The 18477-nt window shown below is 64.0% G+C and carries 17 protein-coding genes; 7 read left to right on the top strand and 10 right to left on the bottom strand.

Features of this window, described 5'->3' with window-relative positions; genetic code table 11:
- Positions 1-92 precede the first annotated feature (92 nt).
- Positions 93-3089 carry an isoleucine--tRNA ligase gene (gene ileS, locus PXK07_RS06940; protein ID WP_274847477.1) on the bottom strand — a complete coding sequence of 999 codons (2997 nt, stop codon included), beginning with the start codon at positions 3087-3089 and terminating at the stop codon, positions 93-95.
- A 360-nt stretch (positions 3090-3449) separates the two neighbouring features.
- Here ileS and PXK07_RS06935 point away from each other — a divergent pair, with 360 nt between their 5' ends.
- Complete coding sequence (locus PXK07_RS06935; protein ID WP_274847476.1) at positions 3450-3983, top strand: hypothetical protein; 534 nt, start codon at positions 3450-3452, stop codon at positions 3981-3983.
- Positions 3984-4142: 159 nt separating this feature from the next.
- Here the strand turns inward: PXK07_RS06935 and PXK07_RS06930 are convergent, their stop codons facing one another.
- The 4 genes from PXK07_RS06930 to PXK07_RS06915 all read right to left on the bottom strand — a co-directional run bounded on the left by PXK07_RS06930 (position 4143) and on the right by PXK07_RS06915 (position 8178).
- Positions 4143-4856, bottom strand: coding sequence for a VIT1/CCC1 transporter family protein (locus PXK07_RS06930; RefSeq protein WP_274847475.1), 714 nt, complete (start codon positions 4854-4856; stop codon positions 4143-4145).
- Positions 4857-5174: 318 nt separating this feature from the next.
- Positions 5175-6212: a YcjF family protein gene (locus tag PXK07_RS06925; RefSeq protein ID WP_274847474.1), complete on the bottom strand. Its 1038-nt coding sequence runs from the start codon at positions 6210-6212 to the stop codon at positions 5175-5177.
- Positions 6209-6763, bottom strand: a complete 555-nt coding sequence (locus PXK07_RS06920) for a GNAT family N-acetyltransferase (protein WP_274847473.1) — start codon at positions 6761-6763, stop codon at positions 6209-6211. Before PXK07_RS06920 ends, PXK07_RS06925 begins: the two co-directional genes overlap by 4 nt.
- Positions 6760-8178, bottom strand: coding sequence for a YcjX family protein (locus PXK07_RS06915; protein ID WP_274847472.1), 1419 nt, complete (start codon positions 8176-8178; stop codon positions 6760-6762). The genes PXK07_RS06920 and PXK07_RS06915 overlap by 4 nt, the downstream gene beginning before the upstream one ends.
- Before the next feature lie 145 nt (positions 8179-8323).
- Here PXK07_RS06915 and truA point away from each other — a divergent pair, with 145 nt between their 5' ends.
- Positions 8324-9106: a tRNA pseudouridine(38-40) synthase TruA gene (gene truA, locus PXK07_RS06910; RefSeq protein WP_274847471.1), complete on the top strand. Its 783-nt coding sequence runs from the start codon at positions 8324-8326 to the stop codon at positions 9104-9106.
- A 311-nt stretch (positions 9107-9417) separates the two neighbouring features.
- Here truA and PXK07_RS06905 read toward each other — a convergent pair whose 3' ends face one another.
- Both PXK07_RS06905 and PXK07_RS06900 read right to left on the bottom strand, forming a co-directional pair.
- On the bottom strand, positions 9418-10218 hold the full coding sequence (locus PXK07_RS06905; RefSeq protein WP_274847470.1) for a thioesterase family protein: 801 nt from the start codon (positions 10216-10218) through the stop codon (positions 9418-9420).
- 5 nt (positions 10219-10223) lie between these two features.
- Positions 10224-11459: an acyl-CoA dehydrogenase family protein gene (locus PXK07_RS06900; protein ID WP_274847469.1), complete on the bottom strand. Its 1236-nt coding sequence runs from the start codon at positions 11457-11459 to the stop codon at positions 10224-10226.
- A gap of 124 nt (positions 11460-11583) precedes the next feature.
- On the opposite strand from PXK07_RS06900, the gene PXK07_RS06895 reads away from it, so the two are divergent.
- The 4 genes from PXK07_RS06895 (at position 11584) to PXK07_RS06880 (ending at position 14466) form a co-directional block, all read left to right on the top strand.
- Complete coding sequence (locus PXK07_RS06895) at positions 11584-12519, top strand: 2-hydroxyacid dehydrogenase (protein ID WP_274847468.1); 936 nt, start codon at positions 11584-11586, stop codon at positions 12517-12519.
- A gap of 205 nt (positions 12520-12724) precedes the next feature.
- Positions 12725-13081 carry a hypothetical protein gene (locus tag PXK07_RS06890; protein ID WP_274847467.1) on the top strand — a complete coding sequence of 119 codons (357 nt, stop codon included), beginning with the start codon at positions 12725-12727 and terminating at the stop codon, positions 13079-13081.
- Positions 13074-13913 carry a holdfast anchoring protein HfaB gene (gene hfaB / locus PXK07_RS06885; protein WP_274847466.1) on the top strand — a complete coding sequence of 280 codons (840 nt, stop codon included), beginning with the start codon at positions 13074-13076 and terminating at the stop codon, positions 13911-13913. Before PXK07_RS06890 ends, hfaB begins: the two co-directional genes overlap by 8 nt.
- A gap of 16 nt (positions 13914-13929) precedes the next feature.
- Entirely contained in the window at positions 13930-14466 is a 537-nt protein-coding gene (locus PXK07_RS06880; RefSeq protein WP_274847465.1) for a hypothetical protein, read from the top strand.
- A gap of 39 nt (positions 14467-14505) precedes the next feature.
- Here PXK07_RS06880 and PXK07_RS06875 read toward each other — a convergent pair whose 3' ends face one another.
- The 3 genes from PXK07_RS06875 to PXK07_RS06865 are packed head-to-tail and all read right to left on the bottom strand — an operon-like array spanning position 14506 to position 17063.
- Complete coding sequence (locus PXK07_RS06875; RefSeq protein WP_274847464.1) at positions 14506-15006, bottom strand: flavin reductase family protein; 501 nt, start codon at positions 15004-15006, stop codon at positions 14506-14508.
- A gap of 9 nt (positions 15007-15015) precedes the next feature.
- Complete coding sequence (locus PXK07_RS06870) at positions 15016-16251, bottom strand: styrene monooxygenase/indole monooxygenase family protein (RefSeq protein ID WP_274847463.1); 1236 nt, start codon at positions 16249-16251, stop codon at positions 15016-15018.
- A gap of 35 nt (positions 16252-16286) precedes the next feature.
- A complete protein-coding gene (locus PXK07_RS06865; protein ID WP_274847462.1) occupies positions 16287-17063 on the bottom strand; it encodes an SDR family oxidoreductase in 777 nt (258 codons plus the stop codon).
- A 182-nt stretch (positions 17064-17245) separates the two neighbouring features.
- On the opposite strand from PXK07_RS06865, the gene PXK07_RS06860 reads away from it, so the two are divergent.
- Complete coding sequence (locus PXK07_RS06860) at positions 17246-18286, top strand: AraC family transcriptional regulator (protein ID WP_274847461.1); 1041 nt, start codon at positions 17246-17248, stop codon at positions 18284-18286.
- Positions 18287-18477 lie beyond the last annotated feature (191 nt).

Raw genomic sequence — 18477 nt, 5'->3', positions numbered from 1 at the left:
TCGACTGAACAAAAAAGCGCCGCCGCAACCCATCGAGGGTCGCGGCGGCGCGGCAGCCTTTAACGGCTGCCAGATCGCCCTGTGGATCCGGGTCAGCCCAGCGCGCTGTTGCAGCGCCCGCAGACACCGGCATGGGCGTGATTGCCCACATCCGGCAGAATCTTCCAGCAACGCTGACACTTCTGCCCTTCGGCCTTTTCAAACACCACCGAGATACCGTCGACCTCGGGCATGCGGAAGGCTTCGGCCGGGGCGGGATCGCCGGTCAAGACCACGTCAGACGTGATGCAGATATCGGCGAAGTTCACCGATTTCAGCGCCGCCAGCACATCGCCATCGCGCAGATGCACCACCGGGGCGGCCTCAAGCGAGGCACCGATCACCTTGTCGGTGCGCTGGATCTCCAGCGCCGAGGTCACCACCCGGCGGGCCTGGCGGATCGCGGCCCATTTCGCCGCCAGCGACTCGTTCAGCCAATCGGCGGGCGTTTCGGGGATATCCACCAGGTGCACCGAGCTGTCGTCACCCGGGTAGCGCTCCAACCAGACCTCTTCCATGGTGAAGACCAGGACCGGCGCCAGCCAGGTGGTGAGCCGGTGGAACAGGATGTCCAGCACGGTGCGCGCGGCACGGGCATTTGCCGTATCGCCATCGCAGTAGAGCGCATCCTTGCGGATGTCGAAGTAGAAGGCCGACAGATCCACCGTGGCAAAGTTGAAGATCGCCTGCCACACGCCGTTGAAATCAAAGGCCTTGTAGCCTTCGCGCACGGTGTGATCCAGCTCGGCCAGGCGGTGCAGCACCCATTGCTCCAGCTCGGGCATGTCGGCGGGGGCAACGCGCTGATCTTCCGAGAAATCGCCAAGGCTGCCCAGCATGAAGCGCATGGTGTTGCGCAGCCGGCGATAGCTGTCGGCGGTGCCTTTCAGGATCTCCGGGCCGATCCGCTGGTCGGCGGTGTAGTCGGTCTGGGCCACCCACAGGCGCAGGATATCGGCGCCGTACTGCTGCACGACCTTTTCCGGCACGATGGTGTTGCCAAGGGATTTGGACATCTTCATGCCCTTCTCGTCCAGCGTGAAGCCGTGGGTCACCACGTTGCGGTAGGGCGCGCGGCCCAGGGTGCCGCAGGCCTCCAGCAGGGATGAGTGGAACCAACCGCGGTGCTGGTCGGTACCTTCCATATAGACATCGGCGATGCCGTCCTCGGTGCCATCGGCGCGGTCACGCAGCACAAAGGCATGGGTGGAGCCGCTATCGAACCACACATCCAGCACGTCAAAGACCTGATCATAAGCCTCCGGATCGACGATGCCGCCCAAAACCTGTTCCTTGAAGCCGTCTTCGTACCAGACATCGGCGCCCTTTTCGTCAAAGGCGGCCACGATACGCGCGTTCACCTCGTCATTGCGCAAGAGGAAGTCCGCATCGGTCGGCAGGGCGCCTTTCTTGGTGAAGCAGGTCAGCGGCACGCCCCAGGCGCGCTGGCGCGACAGCACCCAGTCGGGGCGGGTTTCGATCATCGAATAGAGGCGATTGCGCCCGGTCTGCGGCGTCCATTTCACCAGTTGATCGATCGAGGTCAGGGCGCGTTCGCGGATGGTCTTGCCGTAGGTATCCTGACCATCGCCCAGCTCGCGATCCACGGCCACGAACCACTGCGGCGTGTTGCGATAGATGATCGGCGCCTTGGAACGCCAGGAATGCGGGTAGCTGTGCTTGATCTTGCCGCGCGCCATCAGCCCGCCGACCTCGACCAGCTTGTCGATCACCGTCTTGTTGGCATCGCCCTCGCCGCCCTTGCGGTTGAGGATATACTTGCCGCCAAAGAAGGGCAGATCGGCGCGGAACGAGCCATCGTCCATCACGTTATAGGTGATGACCTGCTCCAGCATGCCAAGGTCACGGTAGAGTTCGAATTCCTCCATCCCGTGGCTGGGCGCGCAGTGCACGAAACCGGTGCCTTCGGTGTCGGTCACGAAATCGGCCGCGCGAAAATCGCGGATGTCGTCCCATTCGCCATTGCCGCCTTCGGCGCCCGCCAGCGGGTGCATCAATTGCAGCCCTTTCAGCTCCCACTGGTCAACATCATCCACACGCGTCCACTGGCCGTCCTCAAGGCGGGCGCGTTTAAACACATCCGCCGCCAGATTGTCGGCCAGAACGTATTTGTCGCCCACATTGACCCAGGATTCCTCCGGCGTGCCGGTCACCTCATAGAGGCCATAGGCAATGTCCTCGCCGTAAACCACGGCCTTGTTCGAGGGCATGGTCCAGGGAGTGGTGGTCCAGATCACAACATAGGCGTCGAGAAGCCGCGAGATCCGCTCTTCCGCGTGCCTTCTGCCTTCTTCTTCATTGACATAAATCTTGGCGAGAGTGTCGCCAAAATTGTTATCGGGTCCACGCACGACCTTGAACTTCACCCAGATGGTGAAGCTTTCCTTGTCGTGGTATTCCACCTCGGCCTCGGCCAGGGCGGTTTTCTCCACCGGCGACCACATCACGGGTTTGGACCCCTGATAGAGCGTTCCGTTCATCAGGAACTTCTGGAATTCGCCCGCGATCACCGCCTCGGCGTGGTAATCCATCGTCAGGTATGGATCGGCCCAGTTGCCGGTGATGCCCAGACGCTTGAACTCCTCGCGCTGGATGTTCACCCATTCATCGGCAAAGGCGCGGCATTCCTGGCGGAATTCGACAACCGGCACCGCATCCTTGTTCTTGCCCTTCTTGCGGTACTGTTCCTCGATCTTCCACTCGATCGGCAGACCGTGACAGTCCCAGCCCGGCACATAGCGGCTGTCGTAGCCCATCATCTGGTGCGAGCGCACGATGATGTCCTTGATGGTCTTGTTCAACGCATGCCCGATGTGCAGATGGCCGTTGGCATAGGGAGGGCCATCGTGCAGCGTGAACGGCTGGCGGCCTTGGTTGTTTTCCCGCAGGCGGTCATAGACGCCGATCCTGGCCCAACGCTCCAGCCAGGCAGGCTCGCGCTTGGGCAGGCCGGCGCGCATGGGAAAATCGGTCTTGGGCAGGTTCAGCGTGTCTTTATAGTCGGGGGTCTGGGGCGTATCGGCGCACATCGGTGGCGTCCTTTGAATGGCTGTTCGGTCTTGGGATATTCGGTTCGGTGCGATGGCTCAAGCACCTTTGCCCGGCGGCTCCTGCGTTTCCCGCGAAGGGGATCAGAGCGCCGGGTAGGTAATTCGAATAATGATGGCCGCGCGGTGTGACATGGGCGCCTTATAGGGCGGCTTTCGGCAAGGGTAAAGCATGCAGCGCTGCGACACGGTCACCGCCGTGCTTCTTTCAACCACGCCTGAGCCCCATTCAACGCCCTTCAATGCCCGCCCGGTTGTCCGGCAATAGCCGCCTGGTTGTCCAACGCCACCCAGGCTGGTATTTGCGTTGCGACAATCAACCAAAAACAACAGGGACTATTTGTGAAATACGCTATTCTACCCGCGCTGCTGGGCGCGCTCTCCCTCATGGCCGGATGCAACACCACAACGGCCGAAGGGGACGGCAGCCAGCAGATCGTTTCCCGCAATCAATCGACAGAAGTTCAGCTGACCAAGGCGGGCAAGAAGCAAACGCCTGTCAACGTGCTGCCCGTCACAATCAAATACGTGCACGACAATTCCTACTCGGCAAGCCCGGTCTCCAGCCGACCGAAGGACTGTGTCGCAAGCAGCCCCTATTTCAAGGCGGCCTTTACCGCACCGGCGCAGCTGAACCTGCCCAGCTATGGCGAAGAGACGCCGCCGATGACCGTCACCTGCAGCTCGGAGCGTGACGAGGTCGCCAAAACCGTATCGGTGGTCAACCTGACCCAGCAGGCGGTGCAGGCCGCGGCAGCCGGTCACATGCTGTTCGGTTTCGGTCTGCTTGGCGCGGCCATCACCGCCGGACATGCCAGCGCACGCGACAAGTCCAAGGACGTCTGGGGCTACCCGAACCTGGTGAAACTGAACTGATGCGACATGCGCCCCCCAATTATAGGGGGCGCATGTTTTCCATCATGGCATATGCGATCTGGCCAAGCCGCACGCCACGGGTGGGAAATGGTATTCAGTGTAGAAAGACCTCTGACAGGTTTCGCGCAGGAAATATTTGCCAGACGGCAAGTGCCCCCGTCAGGCGTGGAACAGCAGCCCGACCCCATAGGCCATGGCCGCCGCCGCACCGCCGATCAGCAGCGTTTCTGTGCCCGACCGCCACCAGGGCGCAAGGGACCAACGGCTCTTGAAGGCGCCGATGGCGAAGAAACAGCCCATGGTCATCCAGGATGAGACCGCAAAGGCATTCTGAAGCCCGAACAGGAAGGGCAGCAGCGGGATCATCCCCGCCACCATGAAGGCGGCAAAGGTGGCCACGGCAGCCTTCATCGGGCGCGGATCGACGCCCGAGAGACCGTATTCCCCCTCGATCATCAGATCGACCCAGGTGTCGCGGCTCTTGCAGATCTCATCGGTTGCCTCTTCCAGCACCCGCCCGCTCAATCCCTTGAGCCGCAGGATCTCGCGCACCTCTCCGCGCTCGCCGTCCGGGTAGGTGTCGATGTGCCGGTTCTCGATCTGGCGCAGGCGGCGGATGTCGTCCAGCTCGGCCTTGGTGCCCGAATAGTTGCCAGCCGCCATGGAGAACCCGTCTGCCAGCACATTGGCCAGGCCAAGCGCCACGATCACGAAGGGCGACAGCCCCGCCCCCGCGACCCCAGCCACGATGGCAAAGGTTGTGACCGAGCCATCAATGCCGCCATAGACGATATCCCGCAACAGGCCGCGCCCCGGGGGCGCTCCGATACGGTCCTGGATTTCTTGCGGGCTGTGGCCGTGTTCAACTGCCATGGCGAGCTTCCTTATGCGGGTCCGCCCAGACTATCGCATTGACCCGAGCACGTCTTGCGACAGATCAACATGCCGACCGAAGCGGAGCCCTCCCGCGCCCTCGGTTGAGGTGCCTGCGCCCCTCACCCTGGCAGGCTTGGGCCTGGCGCGGCGCAGGGCGCCGCGCGCCCGTAGGATCTAGCCACCGGTTTTCCGGACCAGAGTGACCGCGCCGCGACAGCGGCGCTGGGCCCAACCGTGCAAGGCGGTCGCCAGACGGCCGTGGCCCGGGCGGGAGCCCCTCCGAAGACCTGTCCCGGACGGCTTCTTGGCGCCGGATCAGCCGCCAGATCCTTCGGTGGATTTACTGCGGGAAAACAGCCCGGACAGCGCGCCTTTGATCACCTTGCGGGTTGCGGGCCTGTGCCGCTCGGAAAAGGGCATCGGCCGACAGACCTCCATTGCAGCGATCCCCACCCGCGCCGAGAGCGCGCCATTCACCACGCCTTCGCCAAAGCGACGCGAGAGTTTTGACAGGACAGAGCCGCCCAGCACCGTATCAAGCATGTCCTCCCCGGCCGCAATGGCCCCCGTGGCCGCGAGATGTGCCAAAACCGTCCGCATCAGGCGCCAGGATCCGAACAGCCCCGAACGCCCGCCATAGATCTCGGCCACCCGGCGGATCATCCGGACCGAGGCCACCAGGGCCACCACCACATCCGCAAGCGCCAGCGGCACCAGGGCTGTCACCAAGGCAACCTGCCGGGCGGTCGCCTCCACCTCTGCCAGGGCACGCGCGTCCAGTGGGGCCAGGAGTTCATCCTCGATCAGATCCAGAACCGTATCCCCATCGATCAGCTCCGCAGAGCGCTCTGCCAGTCGGGCACGGTGCCAGGACAGATCGCTGCGATGAGCGTAAAACCGGACCAGCCGCGCCTGAAACGCCTGAACCGCTACCGGCCCCTCCGCTGCCAGGCTGCGAGCCTGGATCGCCGCCTGGCGCAGATCGTCAATGCGCCGGAGCCGCGCGAGGGCCAGCCCTTCCCGCAAGATCATGATCAGCGCCAGTGCCAGCGCCAGGACCAGCCCCGCGCTCACCATCCATCCCAAGACCGGGATCCTGTCGATCAACCCGGTGGCAAAATCCCAGGCCGCCACCGACAACACAGCGGCAAGCACCGCCAGGAGGATGCGCCAGAACCACCGCCCGACGCGCGAGGGTCGGCGCGTGGCAGCAACCGCCATGCGCGCCATCGCGGCAGGGGCTGTATCGCCCCCCTCGCCTGTATGGGCCTCCGGCACCGGAGCCGCATCGCTCACCTTGGGGGCGGGCTGCGGGTCATGCTCCAGATCAAAGACAACGGGGCCCTGGGTCATCCGGCGCGCTCCTTCGGATTGGGTGACGCGGGCCAGACATATTCGATATCCGGCAGGCCTTCGTCATTCTGCGCCCCATCGCTGCGCCCGACCTCGGCAAAGCCTTCACGCAGATAGAACCGCTGTGCGCCCTCATTGGCCTGAAAGGTGCGAAGGCTGAGCCGGGCCGGATCCGCCTCTCCGACCCTGTCGTTCCTCTCGTCCCTGTCGTCAGTATCGGCGGTGCCGTCGTTTCCACCCTTGCAAACCGCGATCTTGGCCGCATCCAAAAGGCGTTTCCCAATGCCGCCGCCACGGGCCTCGGGCGTCACGTAGAGCGAACAGATTTCATCCCCGTCCCGGGCCAGAAACCCAAGGATTGCGCCATCCCCCTCGACCACGGTGACCCAGCCACGATCGATCATCACCCCGCAAAAGCCAATTGCCTCGGCACCGGAATGCTGTTTCGGCATCCAAGCTGTTTCCATCTCGAACCGGTGCAGGATCTCTCCCATCCCGCCTGCATCGGTGGACCGCGCCGGGCGCAGGGTCAGGGTTTGCATCTGGGTCATAGCCGGTCTCCGATCAGAAAGTCCGCCGCCCGGTCCAGCCGGATGTGCGGCGGGCCGTCTCCGGGTTTCAGATCCAGCACCGCCGGGGCAAAGCGCATCGCCTGAAACTCACCCTCAAGCCAGGCCTCGGCGCCCTGGCGCGCCGGGATCAACAGCTTGCCCGGATCCCGAGGCAGCGCACCGGGGTAAAAGGCCGCCTGTCGCCCGCTGTCCAACAGGGTGCCACGCACGCAAGGCAGGTCTTTCCCGTCATGTCGGCGCATTTCCTCGGTCGTGGCCCGGATCGAGGCCAGCGCCAGCGCCGCCGTCTCGGCCCCGGCGAAACGTGCCCGATCCTGTGCCTCCCGCGTCAGCGCCTCGATGATCGCGGTCAGCTGCGGATGCTGTTCGTGATGGAGATGATCCGCCTTGGTCGCTGCGAACAGGATCTTTTCCACCCGCTTGCCGCCAAGGATCCGGGTCAGGAACCGATTACGACCGGGGCGGAAGGCGGCAAGGATATCCGCCATCGACTGACGCAGATCCTCGACCGCAGCGGGGCCGGAATGAATGGCCCCAAGCGCATCCACCAGCACCACCTGTCGATCGATGCGGGAAAAGTGATCGCGAAAGAAGGGTTTCACCACCTGCGCCTTATAGGCCTCATAGCGGCGCGCCATCTCGCGGCGCAGGCTGCCACGGGGCGCCGTGCCTTGACCTGTCGGCAGCGGCGCAAAGGTCAGAACCGGAGACCCCGCCAGATCGCCGGGCAACAAGAAGCGCCCCGGCGTGCAATCATAAAACCCGGCCTCGCGGGCCGCCTGCAGGTATCCGGTGAAAGCCGCAGCCAGGCTCTGGGCGTGCGGCTCACCATGGGCGGCATCGGGATCGGTGGCGGTGACAACAGACAGGAAGTCTTTCGCCTGCACCCGCGCCTCGATCCGGGCCAGAACCTCGGCCGCCCATTGATCGTAGCTCTTGTCCAGCAGCGCCAGATCCAGCAACCACTCTCCCGGGTAGTCCACGATATCAAGATGCAGCACCCGCGGCCCCTGCAGCCCGGCCAGCAGCCCCGTGGGCCGCACCTTCAGGCTGAGCCGCAGTTCAGAGACTGCGCGGGTGCTTTCGGGCCAATGGGGCGCGGGACCGGTGAGAGCCGCAAGATGGGCCTCATAATCGAAACGCGGCACGGTGTCGTCGGGTTGGGGCTGCAGAAAGGCGGCCTCTATGCGCCCGTCCCGCGCCGCTGACAGTTGCAACATGCGGCCCCGGTTCATCAGGTTGGCCACCAGCGAGGTGATGAAAACCGTCTTGCCCGCCCGCGCCAGGCCGGTAACCCCAAGGCGTACGGTCGGTTCCAGAAACGTCTCCGACAGGCTGCTGCCCAGCGCCTCGACCCGGCGGGCCGTGCTGTCGGCTAGGGATGTCAGTACCACGCGCCTGCCTTCTGTTGCCTTGCATTCTGATCCGGCCTTTCCGCCGACAGGACCAAGATAGGCAGCCCGGCCCGGGGTTACCAGTGCAGAGCGCCGCAGCGGCAAGGGGCTTGTCTCGCGCCGCAGCCCGCGCTATCGCCCCGCCATGGCGCGTTTTGCATTGAAAGTCGAATATCACGGCGCCCCTTTCGCGGGCTGGCAACGACAGAAGGATCAGCCCTCGGTACAGGGGGCGATCGAGGCTGCGCTGGCGCGGCTGGAACCGGGCGAGCATACCATCGCCGCCGCCGGGCGCACCGATGCGGGCGTTCACGCGCTGGGACAAGTGGCCCATTGCGACCTGCAAAAGGACTGGGATCCCTTCCGCCTGTCCGAAGCGCTGAACTATCACCTGAAACCGGCACCGGTGGCGATCACCGCCTGCGCCAGGGTCGCGGATGACTGGCATGCAAGGTTCACGGCAGTTGAACGGCAGTATCTCTTCCGCCTCCTGATGCGCCGCGCCCCGGCCACCCATGAGGCGGGACAGGTCTGGCAGATATCCCATGATCTGGATGTGGCAGCGATGCAGGAGGCGGCGAACAACCTCCTGGGGCGGCACGATTTCACCACCTTCCGCTCGTCCATCTGCCAGGCGCAAAGCCCGGTCAAGACGCTGGACGAGCTGCGGGTGGAACGCGTGACAGGTTTCACCGGACCCGAGGTGCACTTCCACGTACGCGCCCGCAGCTTCCTGCACAATCAGGTGCGCAGCTTCGTAGGCACTCTGGAACGTGTCGGCGCAGGCAGCTGGTCCCCTGCTGATGTAAAGTCCGCGCTAGAGGCCTGCGATCGCGCCGCCTGCGGCCCGGTCTGCCCCGGACAGGGCCTCTACCTTGCACGCGTCGACTACCCAGATCCGGTCTTTCCCGAAGACACACCTCGCTAGTCCCACGAAGCGGGGATGGCTCCCGCGCCTTTCCCCCGCATCGAAGATGCAGCAAAAAGCCTTGGGCCCGGCGCCGCTACCGCGGCGCACTTCCACCCCACGAAAGCCGGGTCAAGGGCGGCAAGGCCGCCGCGCGGCACGCGCGGTTTACCCTTGAGGCGGCACTCTTCGACAAAATCGCAATGGCGCGTTCAGGGGCAGACCAGCCCCTGAACCGCTTCCCCAGCCCCCCGCGCCGCGCCAGCGGCGCCAGGCCCAACCGTGAGCGGCATTCAACAGAATGTCGCGAATGGGCGGGAGCCCCGGCCCATTCAGGACGGTGGGTGCAGCACCAATGTTTGCAGCGCGGTGGCAATCGGACCCCTGGTGTCATGCAGCACCGATTGCGACATGCCGATCCCGGTGCCATGCCAGTGCGACACCGACTCCGACGCCAACCAGTCGCTTTCGGGGGCGCGGTGGATGTGCAGCGTCAGATCCGTGTTCATGAAGCCCATCTCGGATGGGCGTGCGTTCCAGGAAATCCCGTTGCCGCAATCCGCAAGGGCGCACATCGACTGAACCGGGGACTGCTCTTCCCCCTCCAGGAGACGGGGTGCGCGCATCCACATGGTCTTTGGCCCCACGCCAACCGAGAACCCCGGCGGGTAGGCGACCTCTATGAAATCCGCGAAAAACGGCTTCTGGTGCGGCCCACGGTCCGGGAAGAACTGCCCCGGCACCGCCTCCTCGAACCGCAGCGGCGTCACGGGGGCCGTTGGCACCGCGCCCAGGTCCTTGCGCACCAGGTGCATCGTTGTCGCCTGAACGCAGAGCGTGCCGTCGAAATCATGCACCGTGACCGATGTGGTCGCCAGCGTGCGCGTGTGGCGCGTGGTCTCGGCCGCGACAACCAGCCCCGCCAGAGGCAGCGGTCGCAGGATATCCAGCGTCAGGCGGGCCAGCATCTTCTCTGCCCCGATCTCACGCTCGGCGGCGCGTGCCACCAGTCCGGTCACCGGACCTGCGTGGCAGTGCTCCGGAGACCAGGGGCCGCGGGCGGTATCGTTTCCAACAAACACGCCATCGGCAGATTGCGAGAAAAACGGCACCGCCGACAGCGCATCCTTCATGGGAATCAGACCTTTTCCTGCGTGTATTTCTTCAGCTCGGTCCGTGCCACCTGGCGGCGGTGCACCGCATCCGGCCCATCGGCAAAGCGCAGCGCGCGCTGCCAGGTCCAGCCCATGGCCAGCGGCGTGTCCTGGGAAATGCCCTGGCCGCCATACATCTGCATCGCCTCATCCAGCACCTTCAGCGCCACGCGCGGAGCCACCACCTTGATCTGCGAGATATGCGGCGCCGCGGCGCGCGCATCACCCTGATCCATCATCCAGGCGGCCTTGAGGCACAGAAGCCGGGCCATCTCGATCTCCATGCGGCATTCGGCGATGATGTCGTAGTTGGCGCCGAGCTGCGCCAGTTTCTTGCCAAAGGCTTCTTTCTCGAGCGAGCGGCGGCACATCAGCTCCAGCGCCGCCTCGGCCTGACCGATCGAGCGCATGCAGTGGTGGATGCGGCCCGGCCCAAGACGCCCCTGCGCGATCTCGAAGCCGCGCCCTTCGCCGACCAGCAGGTTCTCGGCCGGAACGCGGACATTGGTGAAGCGCAGATGCATGTGGCCGTGGGGCGCATCGTCATGGCCGAAGACCTCCATCGGGCGCAGGATCTCGATGCCCGGCGTGTCGGCTGCCACCACGATCATCGAATGGCGCCCGTGTTTGGGCAGATCGTCACCGCCCGTGCGCACCATCACGATATAGACCTTGCAGCGCGGATCACCTGCACCCGAGGCCCAGTACTTCTCGCCATTCAGCACGTAGTCATCGCCATCGCGCACGCAGGACATGTCGATATTGGTTGCATCGGACGAGGCGACGTCCGGCTCGGTCATCAGGTAGGCGGAGCGGATCTCGCCCTCAAGCAGCGGCGCCAGCCACTGTTTCTTCATTGCTTCAGTGCCGTAGCGCTCAAAGACTTCCATGTTGCCGGTATCCGGTGCCGAACAGTTGAACACTTCGGATCCCAGCGGGGTCTTGCCCATTTCCTCGGCGAAATGCGCGTATTCCACAGTGGTAAGGCCAAAGCCCCGGTCGCTGTCGGTCAGCCAGAAGTTCCACAGACCGGCGGCCTTCGCCTTGGCCTTCAGCCCCTCAAGGATCTCGGCCTGCCGTTCGGTATAGGTCCAGCGGTCTCCCTTGCCGATCTCGGCCTGGTATTCTGCCTCCAGCGGCATGATCTCGTCGCGCACCATGGCCGCGACCCGATCAAGCAGCTTGCGGTTCTCCTCCCGCATTCCGAAATTCATATCCATGACCGTCCTCCCTCACGACTTTCGCTTTGGTCGAAACCATGGCTTAGTCCGTGGAAGACTGTCCAGCACTGTGACGGAACGTAACAGGCTGACCGTACGGCACAAAGACGAGGGACTATCGAAAATGGCACTACTCATCAGCATCGGACATGGCGGCTGGTACAGCGAAGAGGATCTGGCAGAGGAGCTGCGCGCGCTGGCCCCCGGCGCCGATATCCGCCCCGCATCCAGCCCCGGCAACCTGGATGAGATCACCATGCTGGCGGTCTCGACCCTCAAGACAGATATCGCCGCACGCCTGCCGAACCTGAAGCTGGTGCAGAAACTGGGTGCGGGCGTCGAAACCATCGTCAATCATCCCACAGTGGCGCCCCATGTGCGCGTGGCGCGGCTGAAGCCCGAGGAGCCCGCCCGCGAGATCGCGGAATACTGTCTTGCCTATGTTCTGCGCGCACAACGTAATCTCCTGCACCACGCCGAGGCGCAGGCCCGGGCCCATTGGGATCCGGTGGCCCCGAAACGCACCCATATGACAACCGTGGGCGTGTTGGGCTTGGGTCATATCGGCGGGCTGACGGCGCGGCTGATGGCAGGCCTCGGCTTTCAGGTACACGGCTGGAGCCGCTCGGCAAAAGGGATCGAAGGCATCACCTGTCATCACGGCGCGGACGCCCTGCCGGGGATGCTGGGCCAATGCGATTATGTCTGCGCCATCCTGCCTTCGACCTCTGAAACACGCGGCCTGATGGGCCCCGAGATGCTGGCCGCCATGAAGCCCGGCGCCATGCTGATCAACGCCGGGCGCGGCGATCTGATTGATGAGGCCGCCCTGATCGCCGCCCTGAATCGCGGCACGCCCGGCCATGCGGTGCTGGATGTGCTGTGCACGGAACCCCTGCCCCAGGACGATCCCCTCTGGCGCCATCCTTCAGTGACCATCACGCCGCATGTGTCGGGCTGGCATCTGGGCGATGCCCTGGCTGATGTGGTGGAGAATCTGCGCCGCCTTGAGGCCGGACAGGCGCTCTTGCATGAGGTGGACCGGGCGCGGGGATATTGACCCCCCGCCCGCCAGCGTCTGCGACTCACAGCAATTAAGGATAACTGAGGGGTTCTTCTGCGCCAGATGATACCGATGGAATAGAAGAGCCGCTACCTTTAGGGGCTGGTCCTGACCCTAGGCGGGACATACAGCAAATTCTTTTCAAATTATTCTCAAATCGAAGCCTGTCGGCCCGCGCCCGGCACAAGAAAGGGTCTTCGACATGAGACGGTCGCCTTCGCCGAACAGCCAAACCGCAAACCTCTGTTGCAGACTACCTGCAGCGGTGATCCTTGGGGTCATCGCCGTGGCGGGGGCCTCCCCGGCCCGCGCCGATGATGGCGGCACGCTCTTCGAAATCCCGATCACGCCGCAGCGCGATGCGAATTTCAACCGGATCATCTCGACCGGCAGCGCTCTTGGCGCCGCAGCGCAAAGCCGCTCGATCGGGGCAATCGCCAATACGATCTCGATCGTGCAAAGCGGATCGGGCAATACCATCATCCTGAACGCAGAGCAGACGAACTCTGGCGCCGTGATCGCCGCTGACAGTCTCAATGGCAGGCTGAACCTTGAGTAGCCGGTCGCGCATATCCGCTCTGTTCGGGCCTGTGCTCCTGGTGCTCAGCGCCTGTTCGGTGACAATGCGCCCGGATGCGCAGGGCCAATACGTCACCCCCATCGGAACGGCTCCGGTGATCGGCAATGAAACACCCTATAGCAAGGCCTTGACCTGCCTTTCCGATCATGTGGAGAGGAAAACCGCGCCCCGGATCGCGGTTGGCGCCATCACCGACTATACCGGCAAGTATTCCGACAACCTTGGCGGGCGGCGGGTCACGCAGGGGGCATCGCTGATGGCGATCTCGGCGCTGGACCGGATCGGGCTGCCGCTGGTGGAGCGGCTGGACACCGCCGTGGCCACGGATGAGCTGAAGCTGGCCAACAACAACCTTATCGAAGACGATGGCGCCGTGCGCGACATCCGGCCCGCCAGCGTCCTCGGCAGTGACCTGGTGCTGCTCGGCGGTATTACCGAGCTGAACTACAATATCGGCTCCAGCGCGGTCGATCTCCTGGCAGGCAATGGCGGCTTCGGTTCGCAGGTCTACGTGATGAACGTGGCGATCGACCTGCGGCTGGTAGAGACCCAAAGCCTGAGGGTGGTCGATGTGGTCAGCTACCAGAAACAGATCATCGGCCGCGAAGTACGCGCCGGGGTCTTTGAATTCTTCGACGATCACCTTTTCGATCTCTCCGTTTCCGAACGGGCGCTGGAACCGATGCAGATGGCGGTTCGGGCGATGATCGAAAAGGCCGTCGCGGACCTGACACGCACCCATCTGCAGATTGATCCGGAGGTCTGCGTGTTGGACCTGGAGACCCCGGCATCCCAACCCCAAACCCTTTGAACGAGTGGAACACCCGATGAAGATGAAACTGATCACCTGCGCGGCACTGACCTGCCTGGCGGCCCCGGCCCTGGCCGACAACAACGGAAACGGAAACGGCAATGGCCTTCTGAGCGACATCAACCTCAGCGTTGAAACGGCTGTCTCCCAGACCATGGCTCTCAACGGCCAGCTGAACCTTGGCGATGTCACTGCCGAGATCTCCGAAGAGGCGACGATCACCGCCAGTGACGCCGTGAACTCGGCCGTGACAGTGGCCGCCATCGCTAACTCGCTGACGTCGGACCTGGGGACCGCCGTGCAGCAAGCGAACCTTGGCGCGACCCTGGCCACGCTCAGCGGATCGGTCACCGATGCCACCGTGACAGTGGCCGCTATCGGCAACTCGGCCAGCCTCAACCTGAGCGGAGCAACCGGCGTCCATTCGGCTATGGGGCAGCTCAACACCGGCGCGATCACCGCCTCTGTCAGCGGTCAGGTCACCAACGCCGCCGCAGTCACCGCCGCGGCGATCGGAAACTCGCTGACGGTGACCAACGCGGTTTTGAACTAATACGCCAGTCTCGGCGGATCCTCCCGATCCGCCGGGGTTTCAGATCGGGGCAAGACACTGGAAGCCCGAGCGTTCATAGAGCAGCGGCTCGCCTTCGCCCTGCGCGATGTCCGTGATCCGCCCGATGAAGACCGTGTGGCTGCCCGCCTCGGTCGCCTCGCTCACATCACAGGAAAAGCACAACAGCGCCGAAGCCAGCCGCGGCAGGCCACGGCTATCGGCGTTCCAGTCTCCCCATGCGAATTTCTCCTCTCCGGTCACGCCGCCCTGGCCTGCAAATTGCATCGCCAGGAGATCGTCCGGCTTGGCCAGAAGGTTGACGTTGAAACGGCCCGTCTCGTGGATCGCGGCGCGGGTGCCGGTGGCGCGGTTGACGCAGACCAGCAGGCTGGGCGGATCGGCCGAGACCGAGCAGACGGCGGTGGCGGTGATGCCGCGCCGCTCTGCCCCCGCTTCCGGTCCCGACAGGGCGGTGATCACCGTCACCGCCCCCGGAAACCGCGCCATGGCCGAGCGGAAGCTGGCTTGATCGACGCTCATGCTCATGCCTCAGGCCGCCTGGAGTTCGGCAAGATAGGCCTCGGCCGCCTGCGGATCGGCAAACCATGGGAAGAAATCACGCGGATCGTCGAACCCGTTGGTGATCCGGTCGGCCAGACGCTGTTCGCCACAGGCGGTGCCCATGATGTTCAGCACATGTGGTGGCGGCGGCAAAAGCATCATATTGGTCCAGTTCACCACCCATTGCGCATAATCCCAATAGGCATTGAAGGTGCCCTGCATCCAGGCCTCGTCAAAGGGCAGATCGTCCCGCGCCAGGATCCGGTCCATATAGACCTTCGCCGCCTTGGAGGCATTGTTGGACCCTTGCCCGGTGATCGGATCGTTGAGACAGACCGCATCGCCGATGCCCAGCACCTTGGCGCCCGACGGCAGTGTTGCCACCGGTTTGCGCACCGTCGGCGGGAAGCGACCGGCAAGGATGCCGTTGTCATCGGTCAGCTCGATATCGGCGCAGCGCTCTGCCTCCCAGGGCAGGAAGGTCGAGAGGATCTCCTTTGATTTCGCCAGATGCTGCTCGGGGGATTTCACATCACCCCAGCAATCCATCGGGCCACCCGGTACACCCTCGAACACCATGATCTCACAGGGGCCGGTGGTGGTCAGCGCCGGGAAGACGAAGTATTCGCCCACGCCGGGGATCAGGTTGAAACAGACGGCGGAATGGTCCTCGCGCGGGGTCATGCCCTTGACGTAGGTCAGCGCCAGCGCCCGCATCGGCGCGTCATAGGGGGATTTCTCGGCGTCGCGTTCGAACAGACGCCCGACCTCGCCCTTGCCCGAGGCGACCAGCACCAGGTCATCCTCGCGGGCGTAAAGCTCCAGATCGCTGATCCCGGCCTCCTTGATGACCAGCTGGCCGCCAAGGCGTTCGAATTCATCCAGCCAGACCGGCATCTTGACCCGCTGGTCCACCGAATAGGCAAAGCGGTCCAGTTTCCCCGTCCAGTCAATCGCCTTGGCACCTGCCTGTTCCGGGTGCGGCACGGCAAAGGAGATGCCTTCGACCGGCGGACACTGATCCTCGGTCCAGAAATCGATGCCGAGATCGCGCTCGTTCTGCACCGATTCGCCGAACATGCATTGGCTGGACATGACCCGGCCGGCCTTGATGTCCTCGCCCGTGCGGTTCTGCACGATACGCACCTTGTAGCCCTTTTTCAGCAGGCCAAGGCCCAGTTGCAGGCCCGACTGGCCGCCGCCGATGATGGTGATCTTTCTCATTGTCGTTATTCCCTGTCTTTTTGTCTTTGCGCGGTTCAGGCCATCAGCTGGGCGATGGCTTCCTCGTCGCGTTCGGGCCCCATGGCGGTATAGCCGCCGTCCACGCGGATATCGGTGCCGGTGATGAAACCCGCCTCGTCCGAGCAGAGGAACAGCACCGTATTGGCGACCTCTTCCGGGTTGCCGGTGCGCCCCAGCAGGTGAAACGGCTTGGCGACGTCGTCGGTCTTTGCCCGGTCGCCACCGGTGAGTTCGTCCATGATGTTGGACCAGGTCCAGCCGGGGCTGACTGCGTTGACGCGGATGCCATCGGGGGCCAGATCCATCGCCTGGTTGCGCGTCAGCTGCAGGATCGCCGCCTTGGACACCGGATAGAGCCAGCGCCCCTTCTGCGCGACGCGCGCCGAGATGGAGCCGAAATTGACGATGGCGCCCTTGGTCCTGGCCAGTTCTTCGCGCGCGGCCTGCATCAGCATGACCGAGCCGACGATGTTCACATCCAGGCTTTCCAGCCACTCGGCCCGCGTCGACTCCGCCCCGTTGTCCAGATAGGAGCAGGCCACGTTCACCAGGAAATCGATACGCCCGAACTGCTCCTTGGTGGCTTTGACCAAGGCTTCGATATCGGCATCTTCACGCAGGTTGGTCTTGCAAAAGGCAATGCCCTCGGCGACCAGAGCCTGACCTGCCTCCTCGTTGATGTCCGCGATCATCACTTTTGTTCCGGCGGCGCGAAACGCCTCTGCGATGGCCGCGCCGATCTTGGTGGCGCCGCCCGGAATGATGGCAACCTTGCCGTCCAATCCCTTCATCTGTCATATCCCTGTCGTGCTGTTGTGGTTCTTGCATTGTTGTGGGAGACAGGATTTCCCGCCCAATCGCCGCCGGGCTATCCGTTGGGCGCAGCCATTATCCAAAAAACGAAGGAAACGACGCCGCGCTATGTGCCGGGGTGGTCTCATGCTATGCTCGGCCAGGTTCAACAGGACGACAGATGCCAGCCCCGCAGGACACGCAGCATAAGGCGGACCGGGGACCGGCAGCACCGCTGGCGCGGTTTGCACGGTTCCGCACGCAAGATCTGGACGAGGCCCGCGAGGCCGTCGGCCGCATTTTCTGTCCCCATGAGCTGCATACCATCGGCAAGGCGCCCTTTGCCGCCCGCCACCACCATGTGCCGGGCGAGCGGGTGTCGCTCAACTACATCGAATATGGCGCCAAGACGCAGATCGCGCCGGGACGCCTTGATCAGTTCTACCTGGTGCAGATCCCGCTCAGCGGCAGTGCCGCCATCATCAACGGCGCCGACAGCTACACCAGCGATACGCGCCGCGCGGCGGTGCTGAATCCACATCGGGAAACCACGATGATCTGGGAGGAAAGCTGCAGGCAGCTGCTGCTGCAGATCAGCCGCCGGGCGCTGCATGCCCATGCCAATGCCAACCTTGGCCTCAGCACCGATCACCCCATCACATTCGACGGGGCGTTGGATCTGTCTCATGGGGCCGGCGCGCGGCTGTTGCGGCTGGTGCACATGCTGGTGGCCGATGCGGAAAACGCCCACAGCCCCGTTGCCGCCAGCAACAGTCCGCTGTTGACCCATTACATGGAAAGCACGGTCATGACCGGGCTTCTGGAGGCGCACCGGCACAATTACTCAGACCAGTTGCGGCGGGTGACCTCCTCCGTGATTCCCGGCCATGTGCGCCGGGCGCAGGCCTATATGCTGGCCAACCTGGACCGCCCCCTGGAGATTGACGAGATCGCCGCCTATGCCGGGGTCAGCGCGCGCAACCTGCAGATGGGGTTCAAACGCTTCCTGTCCACCGCGCCCATGGCCTATCTGCGCGCCACCCGCCTGCAACGGGCGCATGAGGATCTGCTCCAGGGCCGCCGCGATGACAGCGTCACCGAAATCGCCGAACGCTGGGGGATGACCCACCTGGGCCGGTTTTCCCAGTATTACAAATCTCGCTACGGCTGCAGCCCGCAGGACACCCTGAGAAACGCCCGCGCCCGCGATTTCCTGGCCTGATCCACCGACCATTGCGGATCCATCGCCAGGACCGCTTTTCAACCTCTGATACGCCCTTCACAACAATGCCGCATCGCAGCGCGTTTCCCTTGCGTTACGTCCTTTGCGAAGGGGCTCAAAAATCCTGTTGCCTTTCTCCTGTCGATCCGCCATGAATTTCCATTGTCGGAACTTAATTCTGCATAGTGGAA

This window comes from Phaeobacter sp. QD34_24, assembly GCF_028890115.1.
Taxonomy (GTDB): domain Bacteria; phylum Pseudomonadota; class Alphaproteobacteria; order Rhodobacterales; family Rhodobacteraceae; genus Phycobacter.
The sequence above is the reverse complement of the archived record's forward strand: the minus strand, read 5'-3'. Positions and strand labels throughout refer to the sequence as shown.

Bases quoted from the DNA above. Each gene is read 5' to 3' on its own strand.
- ileS (WP_274847477.1), bottom strand. From the start codon at position 3,089: ATGTGCGCCGATACGCCCCAGACCCCCGACTATAAAGACACGCTGAAC.
- PXK07_RS06925 (WP_274847474.1), bottom strand. From the start codon at position 6,212: ATGACCCAGGGCCCCGTTGTCTTTGATCTGGAGCATGACCCGCAGCCC.
- PXK07_RS06875 (WP_274847464.1), bottom strand. From the start codon at position 15,006: ATGAGCGTCGATCAAGCCAGCTTCCGCTCGGCCATGGCGCGGTTTCCG.
- PXK07_RS06880 (WP_274847465.1), top strand. From the start codon at position 13,930: ATGAAGATGAAACTGATCACCTGCGCGGCACTGACCTGCCTGGCGGCC.
- PXK07_RS06900 (WP_274847469.1), bottom strand. From the start codon at position 11,459: ATGGATATGAATTTCGGAATGCGGGAGGAGAACCGCAAGCTGCTTGAT.
- truA (WP_274847471.1), top strand. From the start codon at position 8,324: ATGGCGCGTTTTGCATTGAAAGTCGAATATCACGGCGCCCCTTTCGCG.
- PXK07_RS06930 (WP_274847475.1), bottom strand. From the start codon at position 4,856: ATGGCAGTTGAACACGGCCACAGCCCGCAAGAAATCCAGGACCGTATC.
- PXK07_RS06860 (WP_274847461.1), top strand. From the start codon at position 17,246: ATGCCAGCCCCGCAGGACACGCAGCATAAGGCGGACCGGGGACCGGCA.
- PXK07_RS06920 (WP_274847473.1), bottom strand. From the start codon at position 6,763: ATGACCCAGATGCAAACCCTGACCCTGCGCCCGGCGCGGTCCACCGAT.
- PXK07_RS06865 (WP_274847462.1), bottom strand. From the start codon at position 17,063: ATGAAGGGATTGGACGGCAAGGTTGCCATCATTCCGGGCGGCGCCACC.
- PXK07_RS06890 (WP_274847467.1), top strand. From the start codon at position 12,725: ATGAGACGGTCGCCTTCGCCGAACAGCCAAACCGCAAACCTCTGTTGC.
- PXK07_RS06870 (WP_274847463.1), bottom strand. From the start codon at position 16,251: ATGAGAAAGATCACCATCATCGGCGGCGGCCAGTCGGGCCTGCAACTG.
- PXK07_RS06895 (WP_274847468.1), top strand. From the start codon at position 11,584: ATGGCACTACTCATCAGCATCGGACATGGCGGCTGGTACAGCGAAGAG.
- PXK07_RS06905 (WP_274847470.1), bottom strand. From the start codon at position 10,218: ATGAAGGATGCGCTGTCGGCGGTGCCGTTTTTCTCGCAATCTGCCGAT.